Below are 21875 nucleotides of genomic sequence, written 5' to 3'. Positions count from 1 at the left end.
CTCGGCGGGCCCATCGGCCGTCGACGACCGCACCGCGGCCCGGAAGCCTGAAGGCGGAATCCACACCGCACGGACGGAGCCGGACACGTGACCGAAGCCCAGGCGCACCAGACCGACCAGCACGCGGCGCCGCCGTCCGCACCCGCAGTGCTGACGAGCGCGACGCGCGAGATCGCCAAGGCCACCCACGTCCAGCTGACGGTGCCGGTCCCCAGCAGCGGGCAAGCCCTGGTCAAGCACGCCTTCGCGCGGGAACTCGGGCTGCGGCCCGGCGAAGTCGGCGACGCGGAGACACTCCTTCGCGACGCCGGCGTCCGAGTCGAGGCGTCGACGACGGACCTGCTGCGCGGGTTCGAGGCCGGGACCGGGCCGGACGCCGCCGAGCTCGTCGACGCGTCCGTCGCCGACCTGACGCGGCTCGGCGACGCCGTCGCCGAGCTGCGCGGCCGGGCGCTGACCGAGGCACTGGAGGATCCGGACGCGACGACGACGCAGGTCGGGCAGGCGCGGCAGCGGGTCCGGAACGCGGCGATCGCCGTCGGCGCGCTGGCCGCGAACACCCGGGCGACGCCGCTGGGCATGCTGAACCTCGAACGGCTCGAAATGGCGCCCGCCGGGCTGCAGCGCGGGGAGCTGATCGCCACGATCCCGCTGGCACCGCTGGAGGAGACCGCGGTCAGCCACAAGGAATGGTCGGTGCTGAGCAAGGAGTTCACGTCGATCGTGACCGACTCGCTGGAGAACACCAGCGAAACCGGCGTGACCGACAACACCGAGCTCAGCCAGGCCACCACGTCGCAGGCCCAGCACTCGAACCAGTTCAACGTGACGGGGTCGGTGTCCGGCGGGATCCCGGTGATCTCCGGCTCGGCGTCCTCCGGGTTCACCGCTCAGGACTCGACTTCGCAGTCGGCCACCACGAGCACGAAACACGCCACCGAGCTGACGAAGAAGGCGTCCGCGCGGACGAAGCAGGAACACAAGATCACCATCTCGACCACGACGGTGACGGGGTCGGAGGAGCAGTCGACCCGGACCATCCGGAACCCGAGCTCGACCGAGGCGATGCGCGTCGACTACTTCAGCCTGATGCGCAAGTGGCGGGTGCGGCTGTACCGGTACGGCCTGCGGCTCACCTACGACCTGGTCATCCCCGAGCCCGGGGCCGGGCTGCGGAAGGCGCACAAGCAGCTGGCGGACCTGCGGGGCGGCGTCGGCCCGTTCGTCTTCGGCTTGCCGCACAACGAAATCACCGCGGACACCCGGCCGGGCGAGGCACAGCCGCACCACCGGGTGCTCGCCGAGCGCTACGGCGCGGTCGTGCCGGACCCGCCGCTGCTGCCGGCCCCGGTCGAGCGCACCGCGACGACCGTGCCGTCGTTCGACGAACCGGGGATCTACACGATGGACCCCTTGGAGATCCCGGACGGCTACCGGATCCGGACGTTGACGCTGTGGTACGCCTTGACGAGCCAGACCGGCGACGAGAACCGGTTCTCCATCGCGGTGCTGGGCTCGTCCTACACCAACAGCGGCACCCAGGGGCAGTTCGGGCCGATCGAGCTGACCTCCGCGCAGTGGAAGGGTTTCATGCTGCACGCGACCGGGAAGGTCGTCGTGTCGTTCGCGCTGGGGCACAACCGCAACACCCAGCTCAAGCTGGTCGCCGAGCTCGAGGAGATCCCGACCGTCCTCGACCCGGACCCGCGCAACCCGCCGCTCAGCACCGTGGTCAAGGAGCGGTGGCAGGCGGCGGTCTGGAACGCCCTGCGGGACGCGGCGCAGACGCAGTACTTCGAGCGGCAGCAGGACATCGCCGCCAAGACCGCCGTGCTGGCCGAGAAGATCGAGAACGTCGACACGCTGACCCTCCGGCGTGAAGAGAACGAAGAGATCATGAAGGGCGTGGTGCGGTTCCTGCTCGGACCCGACTTCGCCTTCATGCCGCCGGACGTCGTGGCGGCGTTCAAGAAGGCCGGCGTCGACCTCGAGCACGGGATCGGGTTCGACGGCAACGAGCTCGGCCTCGACGCCTCGAGCTGGGCGACCGTCCGGGAGCACGAGAGCGTCATCCGGTTCGTCAACCAGGCCATCGAGTGGGAGAACGTGGTGACGTTCCTCTACTCCTACTTCTGGGACACGCCGCAGAGCTGGGAGTTCATCCGGCAGCTGCAGCACCCGGACAGCACGCGGCAGGCGTTCCTGCGATCGGGCAGCGCGCGCGTGGTGCTGACGGTCCGGAAGGGCTGGGAGACGGCCTGGGTCGCGTTCGCCGAGGGCGGGTTCAAGACCCCGCCGGTCGTGCCCGATCCGCAGTACCTGTCCATCGCCAAGGAGATCGCGGCCTACGACGACCGCAACTACCCGGGCATCCCGCCGGCGAACCCGGGCCGCAGCGCGGTGCGGCTCGAGGACGCCGCTTACACGACGACGTCGGCGGTCCTGCCGAAGAGCGCGAGCCCGGTCACGTTCCGCGTCGGGTCGACCGACGGGTTCCTGGTCGGCGCGCAGGTGGTGCTCGACTCGGCCGACAAGCTCGACCCCGCGGACGGCAGCGTCGTGCAGGAGACGACGGTGATCACGGCGATCCCCGACAGCTCGCGGCTCACCGTGGCGTCGACCGCCCGGGCGCACGACGGTTCCGCGGCACCCTTCGCCGTGCTGCAGCCGGGGACCAAGGGTGCGTTGATCGCGGAGTGGAACGAGTACACGCCGTCCTCGGGCACCGACATCGAAATCGGGTCCAACCTCGGCACCACGGTCTGATGGAGGGGCCGTTCCTGCGGGCCGATCCGAGCCTGGGACTGGAAGCCCCGGCCACGGGCACCCGGATCGAGCACCTCGTCGGCGGGGAGGCGACCCTGCCGAGAATGCTCGCCGACATCCGGGCGGCGGCGGCCAACCACCCGGAACCGTTCGTCTACCTGGCCGGCTGGAACTGCGAGAACGACCTGCCGGTGCCGACCGCGTCCGGCCGCACCGACAACCTCGGCGAGGCGCTGCGGTTCGCCGCCGGCCGGGGCGCGCAGATCCGGCTGCTGCTCTGGGCGGGGGCGCTGGACCAGACCACGCTGCGCCGGTTCCCGCCGCGGGTCCGGCAGATCCTCCTCGACCTGGCCGCCCTGTGGAGCCCGACGCGAGCGCACAACCTGGCCACCGAGGCGCTCGTGAAGAAGCTCAAGGCCGACGGCCACGACGCGTGGTGCCACATCGACGCCGCGCACCTCTTCGCCGGCTCGCACCACCAGAAACTGCTGATCGTCGGCTCGAAGCAGCGGTTCGTCGCCTACGTGGGCGGGATCGAGTTCAGCACGGATCGCCTGTACGCCACGGACGCCGCGGGCAAGCGCCTTCCCGGCGCCCCGCTGTTCGACGTGACGTTGCGCGTCGACGGGCCAGGTGCGGACAGCTTGCTCCGCACGTTCACCAGCCGGTGGCGGAAGACGGTCCCGCCGCCGGCGGTTCCGCTGGCGGCCTTGCGCGGCCTGAGCGTCCCGCCGTCGCCGGCGGCGGGGTCGCTGGTGTCGCAGGTCACGCACACCTACGCGCCGGGGTTCCCGTTCCCCGCCAAGATCCAGACCTCGGCGCGGGCGATCGCGACGGCGATCCGGTCGGCGAAGCAGTACTTCTACATGGAGGACCAGTACTACTCCGGGACCGCGGAACTGACGAACGCGATCAAGGACGCGCTGCGGGCGAACCCGGACGTCTGGGGCGTGGTGGTGATCGCGAACGAGGCGAGCGTCGGGGACCTGCCGGACCTCGCCTACCGCCGTCGCCTGATGCTCACCCCGCTGGTGGCCGCGTTCCCGGGCCGCTTCTACGTCTTCGAGCGCACGGGCGACGACGGGACGAACACCGGCCGGACCGCGTACGTGCACAGCAAGCTGACGATCGTCGACGACGTGACGGCGGTCGTGGGGTCGGTGAACAGCAGCTACCGCAGCTGGACCCACGACACCGAGGTGATGCTCACGGTCCACGACCCCCGCGGAGCGGGCCCGGCGAACCCGCCGGACTGGCGCCCGATCCGCAGGCTGCGCGCGGAAATCTGGCGCCGTCACCTGGGTGCCCCGCCGGCGGTGCTGGGCGACCCGGCGCTGCTTCGGCGTTGGTGGCTGGACGTCTGGATCCGCGCCAGGGCGGCGCACGTGGCGCCGTCCGCGGTGTTCGTCCCCGCGAAGCCCGCGTTCGGGCCGTTGTCGGACTGGGTGTGGACGAACTTCCTCGATCCCCGGGTGCCGTGAGAGTCAGTGCCTGCCGGTGGCCGCGGCGAGGTCGTATTCGACTTCGCCGAAGAGGGAGTCCCGATACCGGCCGTGGCTGACGGGGACGGTGAAGTCCTGGTCGCGCGGGTCGAAGGAGACGGCGACGAGGCCGTCACCGCTGGCGGACTCGCCGACGGTGTGCTCGGCGATGACGTGCGCGCCGGCGTCGAGCAGGTTCCGCAGGGCGTTCTGGTGGGTGAGCGGATCCCCGGAGATGGAGTGGTGGTGCGTCGAGACGACGAGGAACCGCACGCGGCCGGCGTCGAAGATGTCGCGAGCGCGGTCGATCAGGACGGTTTCGGCGCCCTGGACGTCGACGAGAACGAGGTCCGCGCGGGGCAGTTCGGCGTCGTACATCAGGGAAGCGAGGTCGTACTGCCGGACGCGGTACGTCCGGCCGTCGCTTTCGGCTTCGAAGTCCAGGGGTTCCCCGGGCCGGTCCCCGATGGCGGCGGGCACGAACCGGACGCGGCCGGTGTAGCCGTTGAGAGCGGCGTTGCGGCGGCCGACCTCGAGGTAGGCGGGATCGGGTTCCACCGCGACGACGTGGCCGGTGGGGATGGCGTGGCAGAACCAGAGCCCGTAGTAGGTCCAGAAACTGCCGAACTCGATCATGGCCGGGTTCCCGCCGTCGGCGGCGAGGCGTTCGACGATCCGGTGGAAGACCAGTTCTTCCTGCGGTTCGTGGTGGCCGCGCAGGACGCGGATGGCCTCGGTCATCCAGGGGCCGTAGTAGCCGCCTTCTTCGACGAGCAGGCCGTTGTGCATGATCTGCACGCGGCCGCCGTCGTGGTCCCGGCTTTCGCCGGCGTGCTCGACTTTGGGGATGTCGTCGGCGTCGGTGCAGGCGACCGTGGTCCGAAGCCGGCGGGCCAGCGCCGGGTCGAGCCCGGTGACGTCCGGAACCAGCCGCTCCACCGCACCTCCAAGACCGGATACCCGAGGACCCGAGCCTAACGGCCGCAGCCGGAGCTCAGGTCAACGGCGCACCCGATAGCGCAGGTGAAGCACCCGGTCGCCCGGAACCACCTCGTCGGGATCCTCCAGCAGGTGCTGCGCGCGGACCGATCCGAAGTAGCGCTTGCCGGACCCGAACACCACGGGTACGACGTCCATGCGCACCTCGTCGACCAGACCCGCGGCGAGCACCTGGCCCCCGACGTCGCCGGCGGCGACCTCGACCAGGCGGTCACCCGCGAGCTCCCGCGCGGTGGCCATGGCCGCCTCGACGCCGTCGACGAAGTGGAACGGCGCCCCGGGGTCCCAGCCCTCGGGCGCCGGCCGGTGCGTCACGACGACCACGTGGTCGATCCCGCCCGGCGGCTTCCCGTCCCAGCCGTCCGTCAGGTCGAAGACGTGGCGGCCGACGACCGTCACCCCGATCCGGTCCCAGTACGGCCGGGTGTAGTCGTAGGACGTCTGCGACACCTTCACCTGGCCGCTCTCGTCCAACGGGACGTCACCGCCGGACAGCCAGTCGAACAGCGGTCCGGGCTGGTCGTTCTCGTCCGCGATGAAGCCGTCCACCGACACCGAGCTGTACATGACCACCTTGCCCACGGCGCACTCCTCTGCTTCGGGGTGCCCCAAGTTAGCGGGCCGTGAGCAGCCGCTCTTGTAAGAATTCAATCGGCGGGCAGCGGCCAGCCGTCCAGGACGTGGCCGGGGTGTTCGCGCAGGAACCGCCGCCGGACTTCGACGTACCGGGTCGGTGTGAGCCCGGTGAACGCCTGGAACTCGTGGCCGAAGTGGGCCTGGTCGAAGTAGCCCGCGCGGCAGGCGAGGTCGCCCCAGTCGACCGGTCCGCGGGGGTCGATCGCGAACACGGTGGCGGCGAAGCGGCAGGTGCGGGCCAGCCGTTTCGGCGTGACGCCGACGAGCTCCTTGAACCGCTGCGCCAGATGAGTGCTGCTGACCCCGGCTGCCGCGCTCAGGTCGCCGATCGCGACCGCACCGCCGGTCGCCGCGATGACGCCGCTCGTGTGGCGGACCAGGCCCAGGCCGGCGGTCTCGCGCAGCCGTCGCCGCAGTTCCTCCTCGAGCAGCGTCAGCATTTCGTGGGGTCCGCCTGCCGTGGCCAGCCGGTCTCGCAGCTCGGCAACCGCGCGCCGGCCCCAGACCTGCTCCACCGTCACCGGCCGGTCACGCAGCTCGGCCGCGGGCATCGGCAGGAACGAGGCCGGCCCCCACGGCTTGAAGTGCACCCCGACGGACCTCGTCCGGAGTGGATAGCCGAACTCCCACGCGTGGGTGGGCATGGTGACCACGCAACCGTCGGCGAACTCGGCGGTCCCGACGTCGGTGCCGGCGCGGATGCGGAACGGCGCCCCGAGGTTGACGACGAGCAACGCCGCCGGCGCCGGAGGCAGCGTCAGCCGGGCGTACGGCGACGTGCCGTCCAGGTAGTAGATGTCGTCGATCAGCCCGTCCAGCGGCGGCCGCGGCACTCTGGACACGTATTCCACGCTCACAGCATCGCAGCCGGCCGCTGACGAAGATGCGACGTGTCGTGATTCGGACGCGTCCGACCTAGTGACGGATGGGGGTGGCGGCGCGAGCCTGGTGCGATGCACTGGAGATCATCTGTTCTGGTCATCGCCTGCGTGAGCACCCTGGTCGCGGGCACCGCCGGAGTCGCGGACGCGGCCCCCGGCCGGCCGGGGACACCGTCGTCCGCGGGCGTCGAACGGCATTCGGTCACCCTGCTCACCGGGGACGTCGTCCAGGTCGAACGGCAGCCCGGCGGCAAGCAGGCCGCCACCGTCCGGCCCGGGCCGGGCCGGGAAAAGATCCGGTTCCACCAGCAGGAGGTCGACGGCCACCTCAGCGTCTTCCCCGAGGACGTCACCCCGCGGCTGGGCTCGAAGCAGGTCGACCGGACCCTCTTCGACGTCACCGAGCTGATCGCCGAGGGGTACGCCGACGAGCAGTCGGCGACGCTGCCGCTGATCCTCACCTACCGCAAGGGCACGGACCTCCGCGCGGCCCCGGTGGCGGCCGCCGACCTGGGCGCGACGCTGACCAGCGTCAACGGCCGTTCCGCGCGGGCCGGCAAGGCGACCGCCGCCGCGTTCTGGACATCGAGTGCGGGCACCGCGATCGAGCGGATCTCCCTGGACCGCAAGGTCCGCGTCTCCCTCGATCGCAGCGTCCCGCAGATCGGCGCCCCCGAGGCGTGGGCCGCGGGCTACGACGGCACCGGCACCACGGTCGCCGTGCTCGACACCGGCTACGACCCTGCCCACCCCGACCTGGCCGGTCGCGTCAGCGAGGCGGTCAACTTCACGACCAGCCCCGACACGACCGACCACTTCGGCCACGGCACGCACGTCGCCTCGACGATCGCGGGCTCCGGCGCCGCCTCGGGCGGCCGGCTCAAGGGTGTCGCGCCGGGCGCGAAACTGCTCGTCGGCAAGGTGCTCGACGACGACGGCTTCGGCTACGAGTCCTGGGTCCTCGCCGGGATGGAGTGGGCGGCGCACTCGGGTGCCAAGGCGGTCAACATGAGCCTCGGCGGCGGCCCGACCGATGGCACCGACGCACTCAGCGTCGGTCTCGACGCGCTCAGCGAGCAGACCGGCACGCTCTTCGTGGTGGCCGCCGGCAACGACGGCGAACAGGGCGCGTACACGGTCGGTTCGCCGGGCACCGCCGAAGCCGCGCTGACCGTCGGCGCCGTCGGCCGTGACGAGAGCCTGGCGTCGTTCTCCAGCCGTGGTCCGCGCCTGGGCGACAACGCGGTCAAGCCCGACATCACCGCGCCCGGCGTCGGCATCGTCGCCGCGCGCGCCGCGGGGACCGCCATGGGCGACGTCGTCGACGACCACTACACCGCCGCTTCCGGCACCTCGATGGCGACGCCGCACGTCGCGGGTGCGGTGGCGATCCTCGCCCAGCAGCACCCCGACTGGCCGGGCAGCCGGCTCAAGGACGCGCTGGCCAGTACTTCCCGGACCGCGAGCGGACTCTCGGTGTTCGAGCAGGGCGGCGGCCGGGTCGACGTGGCCCACGCGGTGAAGCAGCAGGTCTTCGCCACCGGCACGCTCGACCTCGGCGCGGTCGAGGACGGCAGGGCGCCGGTGTCCAAAGAGGTCACTTACACCAACGTCGGCACCACACCGGTCTCGCTGAAGCTCTCGCTCGACGCGAAGTCCCTCGCCGGTGTCCCCGCCGCGGACGGCATCCGGCTCGAAAAGTCCACTGTGGACGTTCCGGCCGGTGGCCGGGCGACCGTCACGATCACCGGCGACCCGGCGAAACTGGCGCCGGGCACCTACAGCGGCCGGCTCACCGCGACCGCGAACGGAGTGGTCGTGCACACCGCGCTCGGCGCGGACAAAACCGCGCCCAAGCACAAGGTCACCCTCACCGCGCTCGACCTGCAGGGCAAGCCGGCCGTAGCGCCCTGGCTGCTGATGTACGGCGAGGACTACCGCTTCGACGTCAACACCTGGCTGGGCGGCGGCAGCCTCACGGTCGAGCTCGGCGCGGGCGTGTACTACCTGACCGCCGAGGTCGACGGGACCCGGGACGGCCTCACCGTCTCCCAGGTCGTCCTGCCGGAGCTGCGGATCAGCGGCGACACGACTGTCGTGCTGGACGCCCGCAAGGCGGTGAAGGTGGACATCCAGACCCCGCAGCCGTCCGAACAGGCCGGGATCTGGAGCTACTACACGTACCGGGAGCTCGGCTCGCGCAAGATCGCGAACTACGCCATGCAGTTCGACTACACCCGCGAGCTCCGGGTCACCCCGACGCCGAAGGTGACGACCGGGGCCTTCGAGTTCGGCTCCCGCTGGTCGAGGATCGCGCCGCCGTTGACGGTGAACGTCCTGGGCGGCCGCGCTTCGCTCACGAACCGCTACCTGGCCGGGTCGCCCAAGCTGGACGGGTGGCGGCTGCTGCAGGCCGTAGCCGCCGGACGGGGCAAACCGGCGGACTTCAAGGACGTCCGCGGGAAGGCCGCGATCGTCGACCCGGACCCGGCCGACTACAACCGCGACGAGGTGTCCCGTGCCGCCGCGGCCGCCGGGGCGGCGATCGTCTTCATCGTCGTGCCCGACGGCTGGGGCGCCGCCTCGGTGCCCTCGATCAGCGCGGCGCCGTTCCTGACCATCCCGACCGTCCAGCTCGACCGGGACGAAGGGCTCGCGCTGCTGGACAGGATCAAGCGCTTCCCGGCTTTCCTGAGCCTGCACGGAACCGCGGTCAGCCCGTACCTCTACGACGTGGTGCAGACCGAGCACGACCGGATCCCGGAGAAGCCCGTCCACCAGGTCACCGCGGCGAACACCGCGACCGTCACCACCCACTACCGCCAGACCGGCAGCGGCGGTGAGGCCAAGGAACAGCGGTTCGCGTGGAAGCCGTGGCAGGACTTCGCCGTGAACGAATACCAGCGGTACGTGACGACGCCCTCGACCCGGCAGGAGTACGTCAGCGCCGGGGACACCCTGTGGCAGCACCGGGTCAAGCACGGGCTGATCTGGGACGAGATGTCCCCGCTCCAGGGCGGCATGACCGCGGCGCCGCGCACCTACACGGGCAAGGAGAACATCACCGAAGACTGGTTCGCGCCGGTCGTGCGGCCCGCCATCCCGCGGGGCGTGCCGGGCCTGGACTCGACCCGCGAAGGGGACAAGCTGCAGATCCGCATCCCGGAGTTCGTCGACAGCCAGGCCGGGCACTACGGCTTCAACGAAGGCGACGACCAGGCCGGGCCGGCCACGACGTCGGCGAAACTGTTCCGCGACGGCAAGCTCGTGTCGGAACAGCCGTACGCGTTCGGCACCTTCCCCGCCGGCGCGGACCCGGCGACCTACCGGCTCGACCTGTCGGTGCGGCGGGATTCGCCGGAGTGGCTGTTCGGCACCAGCACGCAGACGTCGTGGACGTTCCGCTCGGCACGGTCGGCGGCACCGGCGCTGCTTCCGTTGCTGCAGCTGGACTACGCGGTCGGCGCGGACGCCGGCAACCGGCTCCCGGCCGGCCGCCGGGCCGAGATCGGCCTGACCGCCCGGTTCCAGGACGGGATGGCCGCGCCGGACGTGCGGTCGGTGCAGGCCTGGGCGTCCTACGACGACGGAAAGACCTGGCGCGCCGTCGACGTCAGGCGCACCGGGAAGTCGTACGCGGCCACGATCGACCACCCGTCGCTCGGCGCGACGAACTCCTACGTCGCGTTGCGGGTGCGGGCCACCGACAGCGCGGGCAACGCCGTCGACCAGACGGTGCTGCGGGCGTACGGGCTCAAATAGCGTCGCCCAGGGGCTCCGGGTGCCTCCCGCCGTCACGCGGCAGGAGGTGCCCGGGGCTCGGCTCGTCCAGCCAGCCGAGCTTGCTGGCCTGCCAGGCCAGCTGCATCCGAGTGTGGACGTTGACCCGGCGCATGAGGTCCTGCAGGCGCCGCTGGACGGTCCGGTAGCTGACGTTGAGCTGGGTCGCGATCGACTTGTCACTGACCCCGCCGATGAGCAGGGACAACAGCCGCCGCTCGTCGGGGTCGAGGTGGGCGGTGGGCGCGGTGTCGCCGATCCGCAGCGGCGACGCGCGTTCCCAGTAGACCTCGAACAGCGCGACCAACGCCGACAGCAGGCTGCTCTCCCGGACGAGCGCGGCGGTCGGCTCGCCCGTGCTGTCGTGGCTGACCAGCGGGCACAGCGCCACCCTGCGGTCGGAGATGGCCAGGCGCACCGGCAGTTTCGAGATCGAGCGGGCGATCTCGCCGCCCTCGATCCCCTCCAGGACGTTGACGATCCGGCCGGGTTCTTCGAGCAGGCCGGTCTCGTAGATCACGCGGTACTGCACGCCGCGGGCCTGCGCCAGCGCCTCCTCGACGTTCTCCGACGCCGCCATCGCGACGTTGCCCTCCAGGCAGAACCACAGCGACTCTTCGCGGGCGCCGCGCTGGATGGCGAGGGCCTGCCGCCGGATCGCGTCCACCCCGGTGATGACCTCGACGAGCTGCGCGGAGTCACGCCGCCGCACGCTGCCGCGGTACTCCTCGGCGAGCTGGGACACCGCGGCCCTGGCGGCCTCCAGCTTCTCCTGACCGTGCACCAGCAGCGGGCCGAGGGAGACGTCCGGTGGCGCGGACACGTAGTGCCCGTCGATCCTGCTGACGAGCCCCTTCGCCAGCAGGGCCTCCAGGATCGGCTCCACCTCGCCGCGGCCCACGCCGATCCGGCCGGCGATCTCGCCGGGCGCGATCCGGTACCCGCCGACGACCACGCGGTAGACCCGTTCTTCCTCGGGAGTCATGCCCAGCGCTTCCAGCACCACTGCCTCCTAGCCACGCGGCCGGCGGTTCCCATCGGCGTTGACGGCTCGTCGACAACGTACAACGCGGGTGCGGGCCGGACCGCGCTCGGCCGCCGTTCGGCGCTTTACAGCCCGGCGGAAGGTGCCTACGGTGCGCTCGCATCCACGCGGCCGGTCCGTGCCGACCACGGCTGAAGGAGGTCAGGTGTTCCGCAACCACAGACGCAGTACCCGCGCCACCGTCACGGTGCTCGCGGCGGCGGTCTCCCTCGCGGTTTCCGCGTTCACCGCCAGCAGCAGCGCCGCCATCGACCCGGGCGCCGCACCCTGGCTGGACGCCCATCGCCCGGTGCCGGCGAGGGTGGAGGCGCTGCTGCACGCGATGACGCTGCCCGAGAAGGTCGGCCAGATGGACCAGCAGCTGGTCACCACGCTGACCGACGCGAACAGCACGACCTGCGGGAACAACGGGTTCAACCTGCCCAACCCCGAATGCATGCGAAAGATCCTGGTCGACTCCCACGTCGGCTCGATCCTGGCGGGTGGTACCGAAAATCCGATCGACACCACGGGCAAAGGTGGAGTGGGCAACACCGGTTACGACTGGGCCACCGAGTACAACACCATCCAGCAGTTCGCGATCAAGAACTCCCGCCTGCACCTCCCGGTGGTGTTCGGCATCGACGCGGTGCACGGCTTCGGCCACCCGTGGCAGGCGCCGCTGTTCCCTCAGTCCATCGGCATGGGGGCCACCTGGGACCCCGCGCTCGCCCAGGCCGGGGGCAAGGCGACCGCGGACGCCCTGCGCGCCACCGGCTGGACGTGGAACTTCGCCCCGGTCCAGGACATCGCGCGCGACAACCGATGGGGCCGCACCTACGAGACGTGGGCCGAGCAACCGGTCCTGTCGGCCGCGATGGGCGCCGCGAACATCAAGGGCATGCAGACGCCCGGCAAGCGCGGTGAGCTGAACGTCAGCGCGACGGTCAAGCACTTCGCCGGCTACTCGCAGTCGGTCAACGGCCACGACCGGGCCGAAGCGCTGCTCCCCATGAACTACCTCCAGACGACGATCCTGCCGCCGTACGCGGCCGGGATCGACGCGGGCGCCGGGACGGTGATGGTCAACTCCGGTTCGATCAACGGCGTTCCCGCCACCGCTTCGCGCTACCTGCTGACCGACGTCCTGCGCGACCAGCTGCACTTCCAGGGGGTCGTGATCAGCGACTACCAGGACGTCACCGCGTTGCAGACCGCCTACCACATCGCGGCGGACCTCCCGGGTGCCATCGCCGCCGCCGTGAACGCGGGCGTCGACATGAGCATGCAGGTCTCCGACGCGGCCGGGTGGCAGGCCGCGATCCTGCAGGCGGTGAACACGGGCAAGATCTCGCCCGCGCGGATCGACCAGGCCGTGCGCCGCATCCTCACGCTGAAGTTCCAGCTCGGCCTGTTCGACCAGCCGTGCGTGGCCGACCCGGCGAAACCGTGCGTCGACGCGAACGCTGCGAACGCTGCCGTCACCGCGGGCCGCGACCAGACGCTGAAGGCCGCGCGGGAGTCGATCACCCTGCTGCGCAACGAGAACAACGCGCTGCCGTTGCCGGCCGGCGCGAAGGTCGTGGTGACCGGGCCGAGCGCGGACTCGATGACCAACCAGCTCGGCGGCTGGAGCGTGAGCTGGCAGGGCGTGGCGGGTGCCGGGCACGTGTGCTGCATGGGCCCCGACAACCAGATCCCGCCGGGCACCACCGTGCTGAACGGCATCCGGGCCGCGAACCCGGCGGCGGTCTACGCGCCGGATCAGGCGAGCGCCGTCGCGGCCGCGGCGGACACCAGCGCCTACGTGGCGGTCGTGGGGGAGAAGGCCTACGCGGAAGGGCTGGGCGACAACCCGGCTCCGGCGCTGGCGCCCGACCAGCAGGCCCTCATCTCGGCACTGGAGGCGACCGGCAAGCCGGTGATCGTCGTGGTCGTCGCCGGCCGGCCGGTCGGGCTGGGCCCGGCCGGGAAGGCGAACGCGGTGCTGATGGCCTACCAGGGCAGCACGGAAGCCGGCACGGCGGTGGCGGATGTGTTGTTCGGCAGGACGAACCCGGCGGGCAAGCTGCCGATCAGCTGGCCGTCCGACGCACCGGCGGTCGGCGCCGACTTCGCCGGCACGGCCCCGTCGCCGCTGGGGGACCAGCCGAAGTTCTTCGACCAGCTGCCCAGCACCGCGTCCGGTGCGGGCAACGCCTACAACCCGCAGTTCCCGTTCGGGTACGGCCTGTCGTACACGACGTTCACCCACACGAACCTGGCGGTGACGCCGAAGGTCGCGCGGGGCGGCACGGCCACCGCGACGTTCACCGTCACCAACACCGGAACCCGCGCCGGCACCGACATCGTGCCGGTGTACGTGGCCCAGCCGGTGAGCCCGGTGGTCGTCCCGCCGCAACGGCTGGTCGGCTTCGCGCGGGTGACGCTCGACCCGGGCCGGTCCCAGGTCGTGCGGGTGTCCTTCCCGGCGGCGGCGCTGGCCGAAAGCGCCGGCGACATCAACGGGTCCGGGCCGCCCGTCGTGGTTCCGGGCAGCTATGTGCTGCAGCTGAACAAGAACAGCACGACACCGTACGCGGTGGACGTGTCGGCGCCGTTCGTGATCCGCTAGCACGGTGCCGGTCGCGGGGCGACGCCGCCGCGTCGCCCCGCGATACCGGCCCAGTCCCGAAACGTGACCACTCGTGAGCGAACTGTCACCGCAGGTACCGATCGAGCCGGCTCGTGCGTGACCGCTTCGTGTCCGAAATGTTCATCCGCCCCCTCGCGCGCCGGTTATAGTCGCTGGCCAGGGCCCCGCACTGCCGGGCTCGTCCTTGGGGGGAAGGAAACGATGAGCGGGTTCGTCTCCGCGGCTTTGGCATTTCCGGCCGTGCTCTTCAGCTTCCTGCTGGTCGTCGTGATCGGCTACTGGGGGCTGGCCCTGCTCGGCGTCCTCGACGTCGAAGACGGTGACATCGGGTTCTTCGGCGGGGTCCCGCTGTCCATCTCACTGTCGCTGCTCGTCGCGTTCAGCTGGTTCCTCAGCCTCGTCGGGACGGTCCTCATCGAAGGCGCGCCCCTGCGGGTTCTGCTCGGCTTCGGCGTCCTGGCCGGCGCGCTCGTGCTCGGGGCGCTCGGCACCCGGTTGGTCATCGTGCCGTTGCGCCGCGTGTTCGCCGGGGCCGAACCGACGCGGCAGGACTTCGTCGGCCGGGTCGCCGTCGTGCGGACGTCGAGTGTCACCGAGGACTTCGGGCAGGCCGAAGCCACCGCTGCCGACGGCTCGTCGGCGATCATCCAAATTCGACTGGCGGGCGAAGGCAACCTCGGCGTGGGCAGCCGCGTTGTCCTCTACGACTACGACTCCGCGGGTGAGTTCTTCTGGGTCAGCCCGATGGAACTCGAAGCAGAAAAGGACTGAACTGGAATGGATGCCATCGGCCTGGGGGCCGGCGTGTTGATCGCCGTCGTGGTCCTGATCGTCCTGGTGCTGCTGTTCGTCGTGAGCCGGCTGTTCCGCAAGGTGCCGCAGGGGAAAGCGCTGATCATCTCCAAGGTGCGCAAGGTCGACGTCACCTTCACCGGTGCCGTGGTGCTGCCCGTGCTGCACAAGTCCGAGGTCATGGACATCTCGGTGAAGACGATCGACATCGAGCGCACCGGCCGGGAAGGCCTGATCTGCCGCGACAACATCCGCGCCGACATCCGGATCTCGTTCTTCGTGCGGGTCAACAAAACGGTCGAGGACGTCGTGAAGGTCGCGCAGGCGATCGGCACCGAACGCGCGAGTGACGAGGGAACGCTGCAGGAACTGTTCAACGCGAAGTTCTCCGAGGCGCTGAAGACCGTCGGCAAGCAGCTGGACTTCGTCGACCTCTACACCAAGCGCAACGAGTTCCGCGACCAGATCATCCGCGTCATCGGCACCGACCTCAACGGCTACAGCCTGGAAGACGCGGCGATCGACTACCTCGAGCAGACCCCGATGGCGTCGCTCGATTCGGCCAACATCCTGGACGCGCAGGGCATCCGGAAGATCACCGAGCTGACGGCGATCGAGCACGTGCGCACCAACGAATTCCGCCGCCACGAAGAGAAGGAGATCACGCGCCAGAACGTCGACGCGCGTGAGGCGATCCTCGAACTCGAGCGGCGCCAGGCCGACGCGGAAATCAAGCAGCGTCGCGAAGTCGAGACCATGCGGGCGCGCGAAGAAGCCGAGATCGCGAAGGTGCAGGCCGAGGAGCGGCTCAAGTCGCAGGCCGCGCAGCTGCGCACCGACGAGCAGCTCGGCATCCAGCAGCAGAACCAGCAGCGCGAAATCGAGGTCGCCGGCAAGAACCGCGAACGCGTGATCGCCATCGAGTCCGAGCGGATCGAAAAGGACCGCCTGCTCGAGGTGATCGGCCGCGAGCGGGAGACCGAGCTGTCCCGGATTTCCAAGGACAAGGAACTCGAAACGGAAAAGCGGTCGATCGCCGAGGTGATCCGCGAGCGGATCGCCGTCGAAAAGACCGTCGCCGAGCAGGAAGAGAACATCAAGAAGCTGCGCGTGGTCGAAGAGGCCCAGCGCGACCGCGAGGCGGTCGTCATCCGCGCCGAGGCCGAAGCCCAGGAGAACCTGGTCAAGGGCATCAAGGCCGCCGAGGCCGCGGAGCAGGCCGCCAAGTTCAAGGCCCGTGAGGAGCTGACGCTGGCCGAGGCGCGCCAGCAGGCCGCCGAACTGGAGACGCGAGCGAAGATCCGGCTCGCCGAAGGCATCCAGGCCGAGGAGGCCGCCGCCGGGCTCGCCGCCGCGCAGGTGCGGGAGCGCGACGCCGTCGCACTGGAGAAGGTCGGCCGCGCCGAGGCGATCGTCGAGCGCGAGAAGGCCGTCGTGGTCGCCGAAGCGTTGCGCGACAAGCTGAAGGGCGAGGCCGAGGGCCTCACCGAGAAGGCCGCCGCGCTGGCCGCGCTCGACAGCGCGAGCCGGGAGCACGAGGAGTACCGGCTGCGGCTGGACGCGGAGAAGGAGATCCGGCTGGCCGCGCTCGACGTGCAGCGTGACGTCGCCGAAGCGCAGGCGGTCGTGCTCAGCGCCGGCCTGGAGAAGGCCGACATCGACATCGTCGGCGGCGAGACCATGTTCTTCGACCGGGTGGTCGGCTCGATCGGCCTCGGCAAGAGCGTGGACGGCTTCGTCGAGCACTCCGACGTCGTCCAGTCGCTCGCGCGGCCCTACCTCGACGGGTCGGCCAGCTTCACCGACGACCTCGCCAAGCTGATCGGCGCGGTCAGCACGGAAGACGTGAAAAACCTGACGCTGTCGGCCTTCCTGGCCAAGCAGCTGCAGGCCGGCGGGCCGGACAGCGACAAGCTCCGTGAGCTGATGACCACGGCGCAGAAGCTCGGCCTCGCCGAGACGTCGGTCGCCACCGTCGTCGCCGCGAAGCAGTGACGGCGGCCGCAACGGAGCTGGACGCGGGCACGTATGAGGTGCTCCGCGTCCGGCTGGCCGCCCAGGCCGCCGAGCTGGCGAAGCGCGCGGACGAGCTCAACGCTCGGCGGCTGGAGGTCTTCGGCAGCGCGCAGCTCGCGCTGGTCGGCACCGAACGCATCCGCACCGCCAACAACTGCGTGCCGCGGGACATCGTCGCGGTCGACGGGCGGATGTTGTTCGGCTACAACGTCTTCATCGGGCTCAAGCCGGAGACGGCGATCGACGACGTCTTCTCGTTGCAGCGCTTCAGCCGTGACGAAGACGCGTTCCGCTTCGACGACGTCAGCGCCGACGAGCTGCCCGAACTGCTGCGTGACGAGCAGTTCGGGCGGGACTTCGGCGAGCTGTACCGGTACTACCGGCAGGCGAAGCTGCTGCAGCTGCGCCGGCTGGACGGGAAGCTGCTCGCGGTGTTCCAGATCGGCCCGCGCACCGAGGACATCCGGGTGCTGCGCTGGGCCGTCGCGGCCGACGGCAGCGTGTCCTACCTGGACAGCCGGGGCGAGCGCGACCACGTCTTCCCGCCGTCGCACGACTTCGAGTGGATCGAGACGACCCGCGAGGACCACGTCCTGGGCCGGCACCCGCACATCTCGATCGAGAACGAGGTCTTCGTCGAAACCGTCGGCGGCAACCTGACGGTCAAGGTCGAGAACAACACCGAGACCGGCGCCGGCGTGTACGCCGAGCCGGTGGACGAGCCGTTGCAGAGCCTCGCCGACGCCGAGGTCTCCTACGCCCGGATCGGCCCGCTGATCCTGCTGCGCATGCTGCCGTACAAGGAAACCACCTACCGCTACCTGGTGTTCAACACGCGCACCCAGGACGTCGTGCGGCTCGACGGCATCGGCCAGGCCTGCCAGCGGCTCCCCGAGGACCACGGCATCATCTTCCCCGGCGGCTACTACCTCGACACGGGCGTCAGCAAGACGTTCGACACCACTGTGGACGGTCTCGAGTTCGAGCGCGTGATCCGCTCGCCCAACGGCGAAGACGTGCTGTACGTCTTCCACGCGCGGGCCGAGGGGCGCTCGCTCCTGCTGCCGTACAACGTGATCCGCAAGGAAGTCGCCAACCCGATCCCGTGCCACGGGTACTCGTTGTTCGACGACGGCACGATGATCCTGTTCCGCGCGCTGTCCGACGAGCCGAGCCGGGTGCACCCGATGCAGGTGTGGCGGACGCCGTTCCAGTCGGACACCTACGCCGCGTCACAGCCGGCCGGCACCGGGCCGCTGGAGCGGGTCGGGAACGCCGACCTCGTCCGCGGGATCTCGGACTGCCTGTCGATCACCAGGATGATCGGGGAGATGGCGCCGTCGGCGGCGGTGTTCGAGGCGCTGATCGCCGCGTGCGCGCGCGTCTTCGACCACTACCACTGGCTCGGCGAGACCGAGCTGGGTGACCTGCGCTCGCCGCTGTCCGACGTCCGCGTCACCGCCGAGCAGGTGCTGGACGAGTTCGAAACGGTCACCTCGCTCACGGCGCAGGCGGCCGAGGCCGTCGACACCGCGGCGGCCGATACGGCGTCGCTCGTGCGGCGGGTGCGGGGCGAGGCGCTCAACGCGGCGGACGCGTGGGTGCGGCGCCTGGCCGAGATGCACCGGGCGCGCGGGCGCCTGGTCACCGTGCGGGAGCTGCGGTACGCCGACACCGCCCGCGTGGACACGCTGATCGCGGACCTGGACACCGAGTTCTCCGAGGCCGCGCAGCGAGCCGTGCGGTTCCTGCAGGGCGAGGAGGCGTTCACCGGCTACCACGCCGAAGTGGACGGGCTCATCGCGGCGGCGGGCGCGATCAGGACGGTCGCCGAGGCCGGCCCGGTCGCCGAGCGGCTTGACGAGCAGTCCGCCGGCCTGGAGGTCCTCACCGACGTCGTGGGCGGGCTGGACATCGCCGACGCCGTCGTCCGGACCAAGATCCTCGAGCGCGTCGGCGAGGTGATCGGCGCCGTCAACCGTGCGCGGGCCACCCTGGAAGCGCGCCGCAAGGAGCTCCTGGAGACCGAGGGACGGGCGGAGTTCGCGGCCGAGTTCGCGCTGCTGGCGCAGGCCATCGCGGGCGGGCTCGCGGTCGCGGACACCCCGGAGCGCTGCGACGAGCAGCTGGGCCGGCTGCTGCTGCAGCTGGAGAACCTCGAATCGCGGTTCGGGGAGTTCGACGACTTCCTGACCGCGCTCGGGGAGAAGCGCACCGACGTCTACGAGGCGTTCTCCTCGCGCAAGCAGGCGCTGCTCGACGAGCGGGCGCGGCGGGCGGACCGGCTGGTTTCTTCCGCCGACCGGATCCTTGGCAGCGTGACGCGCCGGGTCGGTTCGCTCGGCTCGGCGGAGGAGATCAACACCTACTTCGCGGCCGACCCGATGGTCTCGAAGCTCCGCACCGTCGTCGAGGACCTGCGGGCCCTCGGCGACCAGGTGCGGGCCGAGGAGCTGGAAGGCCGGGTGAAAGCCGCTCGCCAGGAGGCCGGCCGGGCCCTGCGCGACCGGCTGGACCTGTACGGCGAGGGCGGCGAGACGATCCGCCTCGGCCGGCACACCTTCGCCGTCAACACCCAGGACGTCGACCTGACGCTGGTGCCGCACGACGGCACGATGAAGTTCGCGATCACCGGCACCGACTACCGGACGCCGGTGCGGGACGCCGCGTTCGAGGCGACGCGGCCGTACTGGGAGCAGCTGCTGGTCTCGGAGTCGCCGGAGGTCTACCGGGCCGAGTACCTCGCGACGTCGATCCTCGCCGAACGGCCGGTGGCCGAGCTGGTCGAAGCCGACCTCCTGGAAGTCGTCCGGAGCGTGGCGGGGGAGCGGTACGACGAGGGGTACGCGCGCGGGGTCCACGACCACGACGCCGCCGCGATCCTGGGCGCCCTGCTGCGGCTGCGGTCGGCCGCGGGGCTCCTGCGTTACCCGCCCGCGGCCCGGGCGGCGGCCCAGTTGTTCTGGGCGTTCGGCGCGGACGAGCGGGCGCGCGCTACCTGGACTACGCGGGCCGCATCGCTCGCGCGGGTGCGGGAGGCGTTCGGCCCCACCCGGGCGATCGACGAGCTGGCGCGGGAACTGGGGGACGCGATCACGGCGTTCACCGACGGGCTCCTGCTCGACACCGAGTTCGCCGGGGAGTACCTGGTCGAAGAGCTGGCCGTCGCCCCGGCCGGGTTCGTCACCAGCGGTGGCGCGCGGGCGGTGCTGGACAAGTTCCGGCTGGACCGGCGGAGCTTCGCCGAAGACCTGGGTGCGCTCGACGACCTGGCGGACCGGTACCAGCTCGCCGACGCCTGGCTTCGGTCCTTTGTGGACTCGGTCGGGCTGCCGGCCGACGAGCTGCCCGAAGCCGTCGCGATCGAGCTGTGCGACCTGCCGCGGTACGACTCGTCGGCGACGCTGACGGCCACTGTGGACGGTCTGCTCGGCGCGCACCCGCGGCTCACCGGGCGGTCGGTGACGGTGCGGCTCGACGAGACGCTCGCCAGGACGCACCGCTTCCGTCGCGACCGCGTGCCGGGTTTCCGCGCGTACCAGCGGCTGCGCAACGACCTGGTCGCGGCCGAACGCGACCGGCTCCGGCTGGCAGAATACCAGCCGAAGGTGATGAGCGCCTTCGTGCGCAACCGGCTGCTCGACGAGGTCTACCTGCCGCTGATCGGCGACAACCTGGCCAAGCAGCTCGGCGCGGCCGGGGACGCCAAGCGCACCGACCAGTCCGGGCTGCTGCTGCTCATCTCACCGCCGGGGTACGGCAAGACGACGCTGATGGAGTACGTCGCCAGCCGTCTCGGGCTGGTCTTCGTGAAGGTCAACGGGCCGGCGCTGGGCCACGACGTCACGTCGGTCGACCCGGCCGACGCGCCGAACGCGACCGCGCGGCAGGAGGTCGAGAAGATCTCGTTCGCGCTGGAGCAGGGCAACAACGTGCTGCTGTACCTCGACGACATCCAGCACGCGTCACCGGAGCTGCTGCAGAAGTTCATCTCGCTGTGCGACGCGCAGCGGCGGATGGAAGGCGTGTGGGAGGGCCGCACGCGGACGTACGACCTGCGCGGCAAGCGGTTCGCGGTGTGCATGGCCGGCAACCCGTACACCGAGCAGGGCAAGCGGTTCCGCATCCCCGACATGCTCGCCAACCGCGCGGACGTGTGGAACCTCGGCGACGTGCTGTCCGGCAAGGAAGAGCTCTTCGCGCTGAGCTACGTCGAGAACGCGTTGACGTCGAACGCCGTCCTGGCGCCACTGGTGTCCCGCGAACGGTCCGATGTGGACATCCTGGTGCGGATGGCCCGCGGCGACGGTTCCGCGCGCGCCGACCAGCTTTCGCACGCGTATTCGGCGACGGAGCTGGAGCAGGTCCTCGCGGTGCTCCGGAAGCTGGTGCGGGTCCAGCGGACGGTGCTGGCGAACAACCAGGCCTACATCGCCTCGGCGGCGCAGGCGGACGCTTCGCGCACGGAACCGCCGTTCCAGCTGCAGGGTTCGTACCGGAACATGAACAAGCTCGCCGAGCGGATAGTGCCGGCGATGAACGACGCGGAGCTGGAGGCCTTGATCGACGACCACTACGCCGGCGAGGCGCAGACGCTGACCTCCGGAGCCGAGGCCAACTTGCTGAAGCTGGCCGAGCTGCGGGGACGGCTGTCCCCTTCGCAGGCTCAGCGGTGGGCGGAGGTCAAGGCGGCGTACCTGCGAGAACAGGCACTGGGAGGGGACGGCGAGGACCCGCTGAGCCGAGCGGTCGGCGCGGTGGGCTTACTGGCCGACCGGGTGGGCGCGATCGAGACGGCCATCGGACGCGCGGCACTGCAGTTGACGCGAGAGGAGGCTTGATCGCGAAGTCCTCCGCCCCGGGAT

The 21875-nt window shown here is 70.9% G+C and carries 11 protein-coding genes; 7 read left to right on the top strand and 4 right to left on the bottom strand.

The annotated features are described in order from the left end of the window. Positions 1 to 87: 87 nt before the first annotated feature. Positions 88 to 2766: a hypothetical protein gene (locus ACERZO_RS32730; RefSeq protein ID WP_372669218.1), complete on the top strand. Its 2679-nt coding sequence runs from the start codon at positions 88 to 90 to the stop codon at positions 2764 to 2766. Further along, positions 2766 to 4247, top strand: coding sequence for a phospholipase D-like domain-containing protein (locus ACERZO_RS32725; RefSeq protein ID WP_372669215.1), 1482 nt, complete (start codon positions 2766 to 2768; stop codon positions 4245 to 4247). The genes ACERZO_RS32730 and ACERZO_RS32725 overlap by 1 nt, the downstream gene beginning before the upstream one ends. Before the next feature lie 3 nt (positions 4248 to 4250). On the opposite strand, the gene ACERZO_RS32720 is transcribed toward ACERZO_RS32725, so the two are convergent. The 3 genes from ACERZO_RS32720 to ACERZO_RS32710 all read right to left on the bottom strand — a co-directional run bounded on the left by ACERZO_RS32720 (position 4251) and on the right by ACERZO_RS32710 (position 6715). Continuing rightward, positions 4251 to 5186 carry an FkbM family methyltransferase gene (locus ACERZO_RS32720; protein ID WP_372669213.1) on the bottom strand — a complete coding sequence of 312 codons (936 nt, stop codon included), beginning with the start codon at positions 5184 to 5186 and terminating at the stop codon, positions 4251 to 4253. A gap of 60 nt (positions 5187 to 5246) precedes the next feature. Further along, entirely contained in the window at positions 5247 to 5828 is a 582-nt protein-coding gene (locus tag ACERZO_RS32715; RefSeq protein WP_372669211.1) for a dihydrofolate reductase family protein, read from the bottom strand. A 65-nt stretch (positions 5829 to 5893) separates the two neighbouring features. Next, positions 5894 to 6715 (bottom strand): helix-turn-helix domain-containing protein, encoded by an 822-nt coding sequence (locus ACERZO_RS32710; RefSeq protein ID WP_372669751.1) that lies wholly within the window; start codon positions 6713 to 6715, stop codon positions 5894 to 5896. Between the two features lie 156 nt (positions 6716 to 6871). Between ACERZO_RS32710 and ACERZO_RS32705 the strand changes: the two genes are divergently transcribed. Further along, on the top strand, positions 6872 to 10525 hold the full coding sequence (locus ACERZO_RS32705; protein WP_372669209.1) for a S8 family serine peptidase: 3654 nt from the start codon (positions 6872 to 6874) through the stop codon (positions 10523 to 10525). On the opposite strand, the gene ACERZO_RS32700 is transcribed toward ACERZO_RS32705, so the two are convergent. Next, positions 10518 to 11546, bottom strand: coding sequence for a helix-turn-helix domain-containing protein (locus ACERZO_RS32700; protein WP_372669207.1), 1029 nt, complete (start codon positions 11544 to 11546; stop codon positions 10518 to 10520). The genes ACERZO_RS32705 and ACERZO_RS32700 overlap by 8 nt on opposite strands. 187 nt (positions 11547 to 11733) lie before the next feature. On the opposite strand from ACERZO_RS32700, the gene ACERZO_RS32695 reads away from it, so the two are divergent. The 4 genes from ACERZO_RS32695 to ACERZO_RS32680 all read left to right on the top strand — a co-directional run bounded on the left by ACERZO_RS32695 (position 11734) and on the right by ACERZO_RS32680 (position 21851). Next, entirely contained in the window at positions 11734 to 14181 is a 2448-nt protein-coding gene (locus ACERZO_RS32695) for a glycoside hydrolase family 3 N-terminal domain-containing protein (protein ID WP_372669206.1), read from the top strand. Between the two features lie 222 nt (positions 14182 to 14403). Continuing rightward, complete coding sequence (locus tag ACERZO_RS32690; protein ID WP_372669204.1) at positions 14404 to 14973, top strand: hypothetical protein; 570 nt, start codon at positions 14404 to 14406, stop codon at positions 14971 to 14973. Positions 14974 to 14979: 6 nt separating this feature from the next. After that, positions 14980 to 16989, top strand: a complete 2010-nt coding sequence (locus tag ACERZO_RS32685) for a flotillin family protein (protein ID WP_372669202.1) — start codon at positions 14980 to 14982, stop codon at positions 16987 to 16989. After that, positions 16986 to 21851: a DNA repair ATPase gene (locus ACERZO_RS32680; protein WP_372669200.1), complete on the top strand. Its 4866-nt coding sequence runs from the start codon at positions 16986 to 16988 to the stop codon at positions 21849 to 21851. Before ACERZO_RS32685 ends, ACERZO_RS32680 begins: the two co-directional genes overlap by 4 nt. Positions 21852 to 21875 lie beyond the last annotated feature (24 nt).

Source organism: Amycolatopsis kentuckyensis (genome assembly GCF_041679295.1).
Taxonomy (GTDB): Bacteria; Actinomycetota; Actinomycetes; order Mycobacteriales; family Pseudonocardiaceae; genus Amycolatopsis; species Amycolatopsis kentuckyensis_A.
This window is presented reverse-complemented; position numbering and strand designations above follow the sequence as displayed.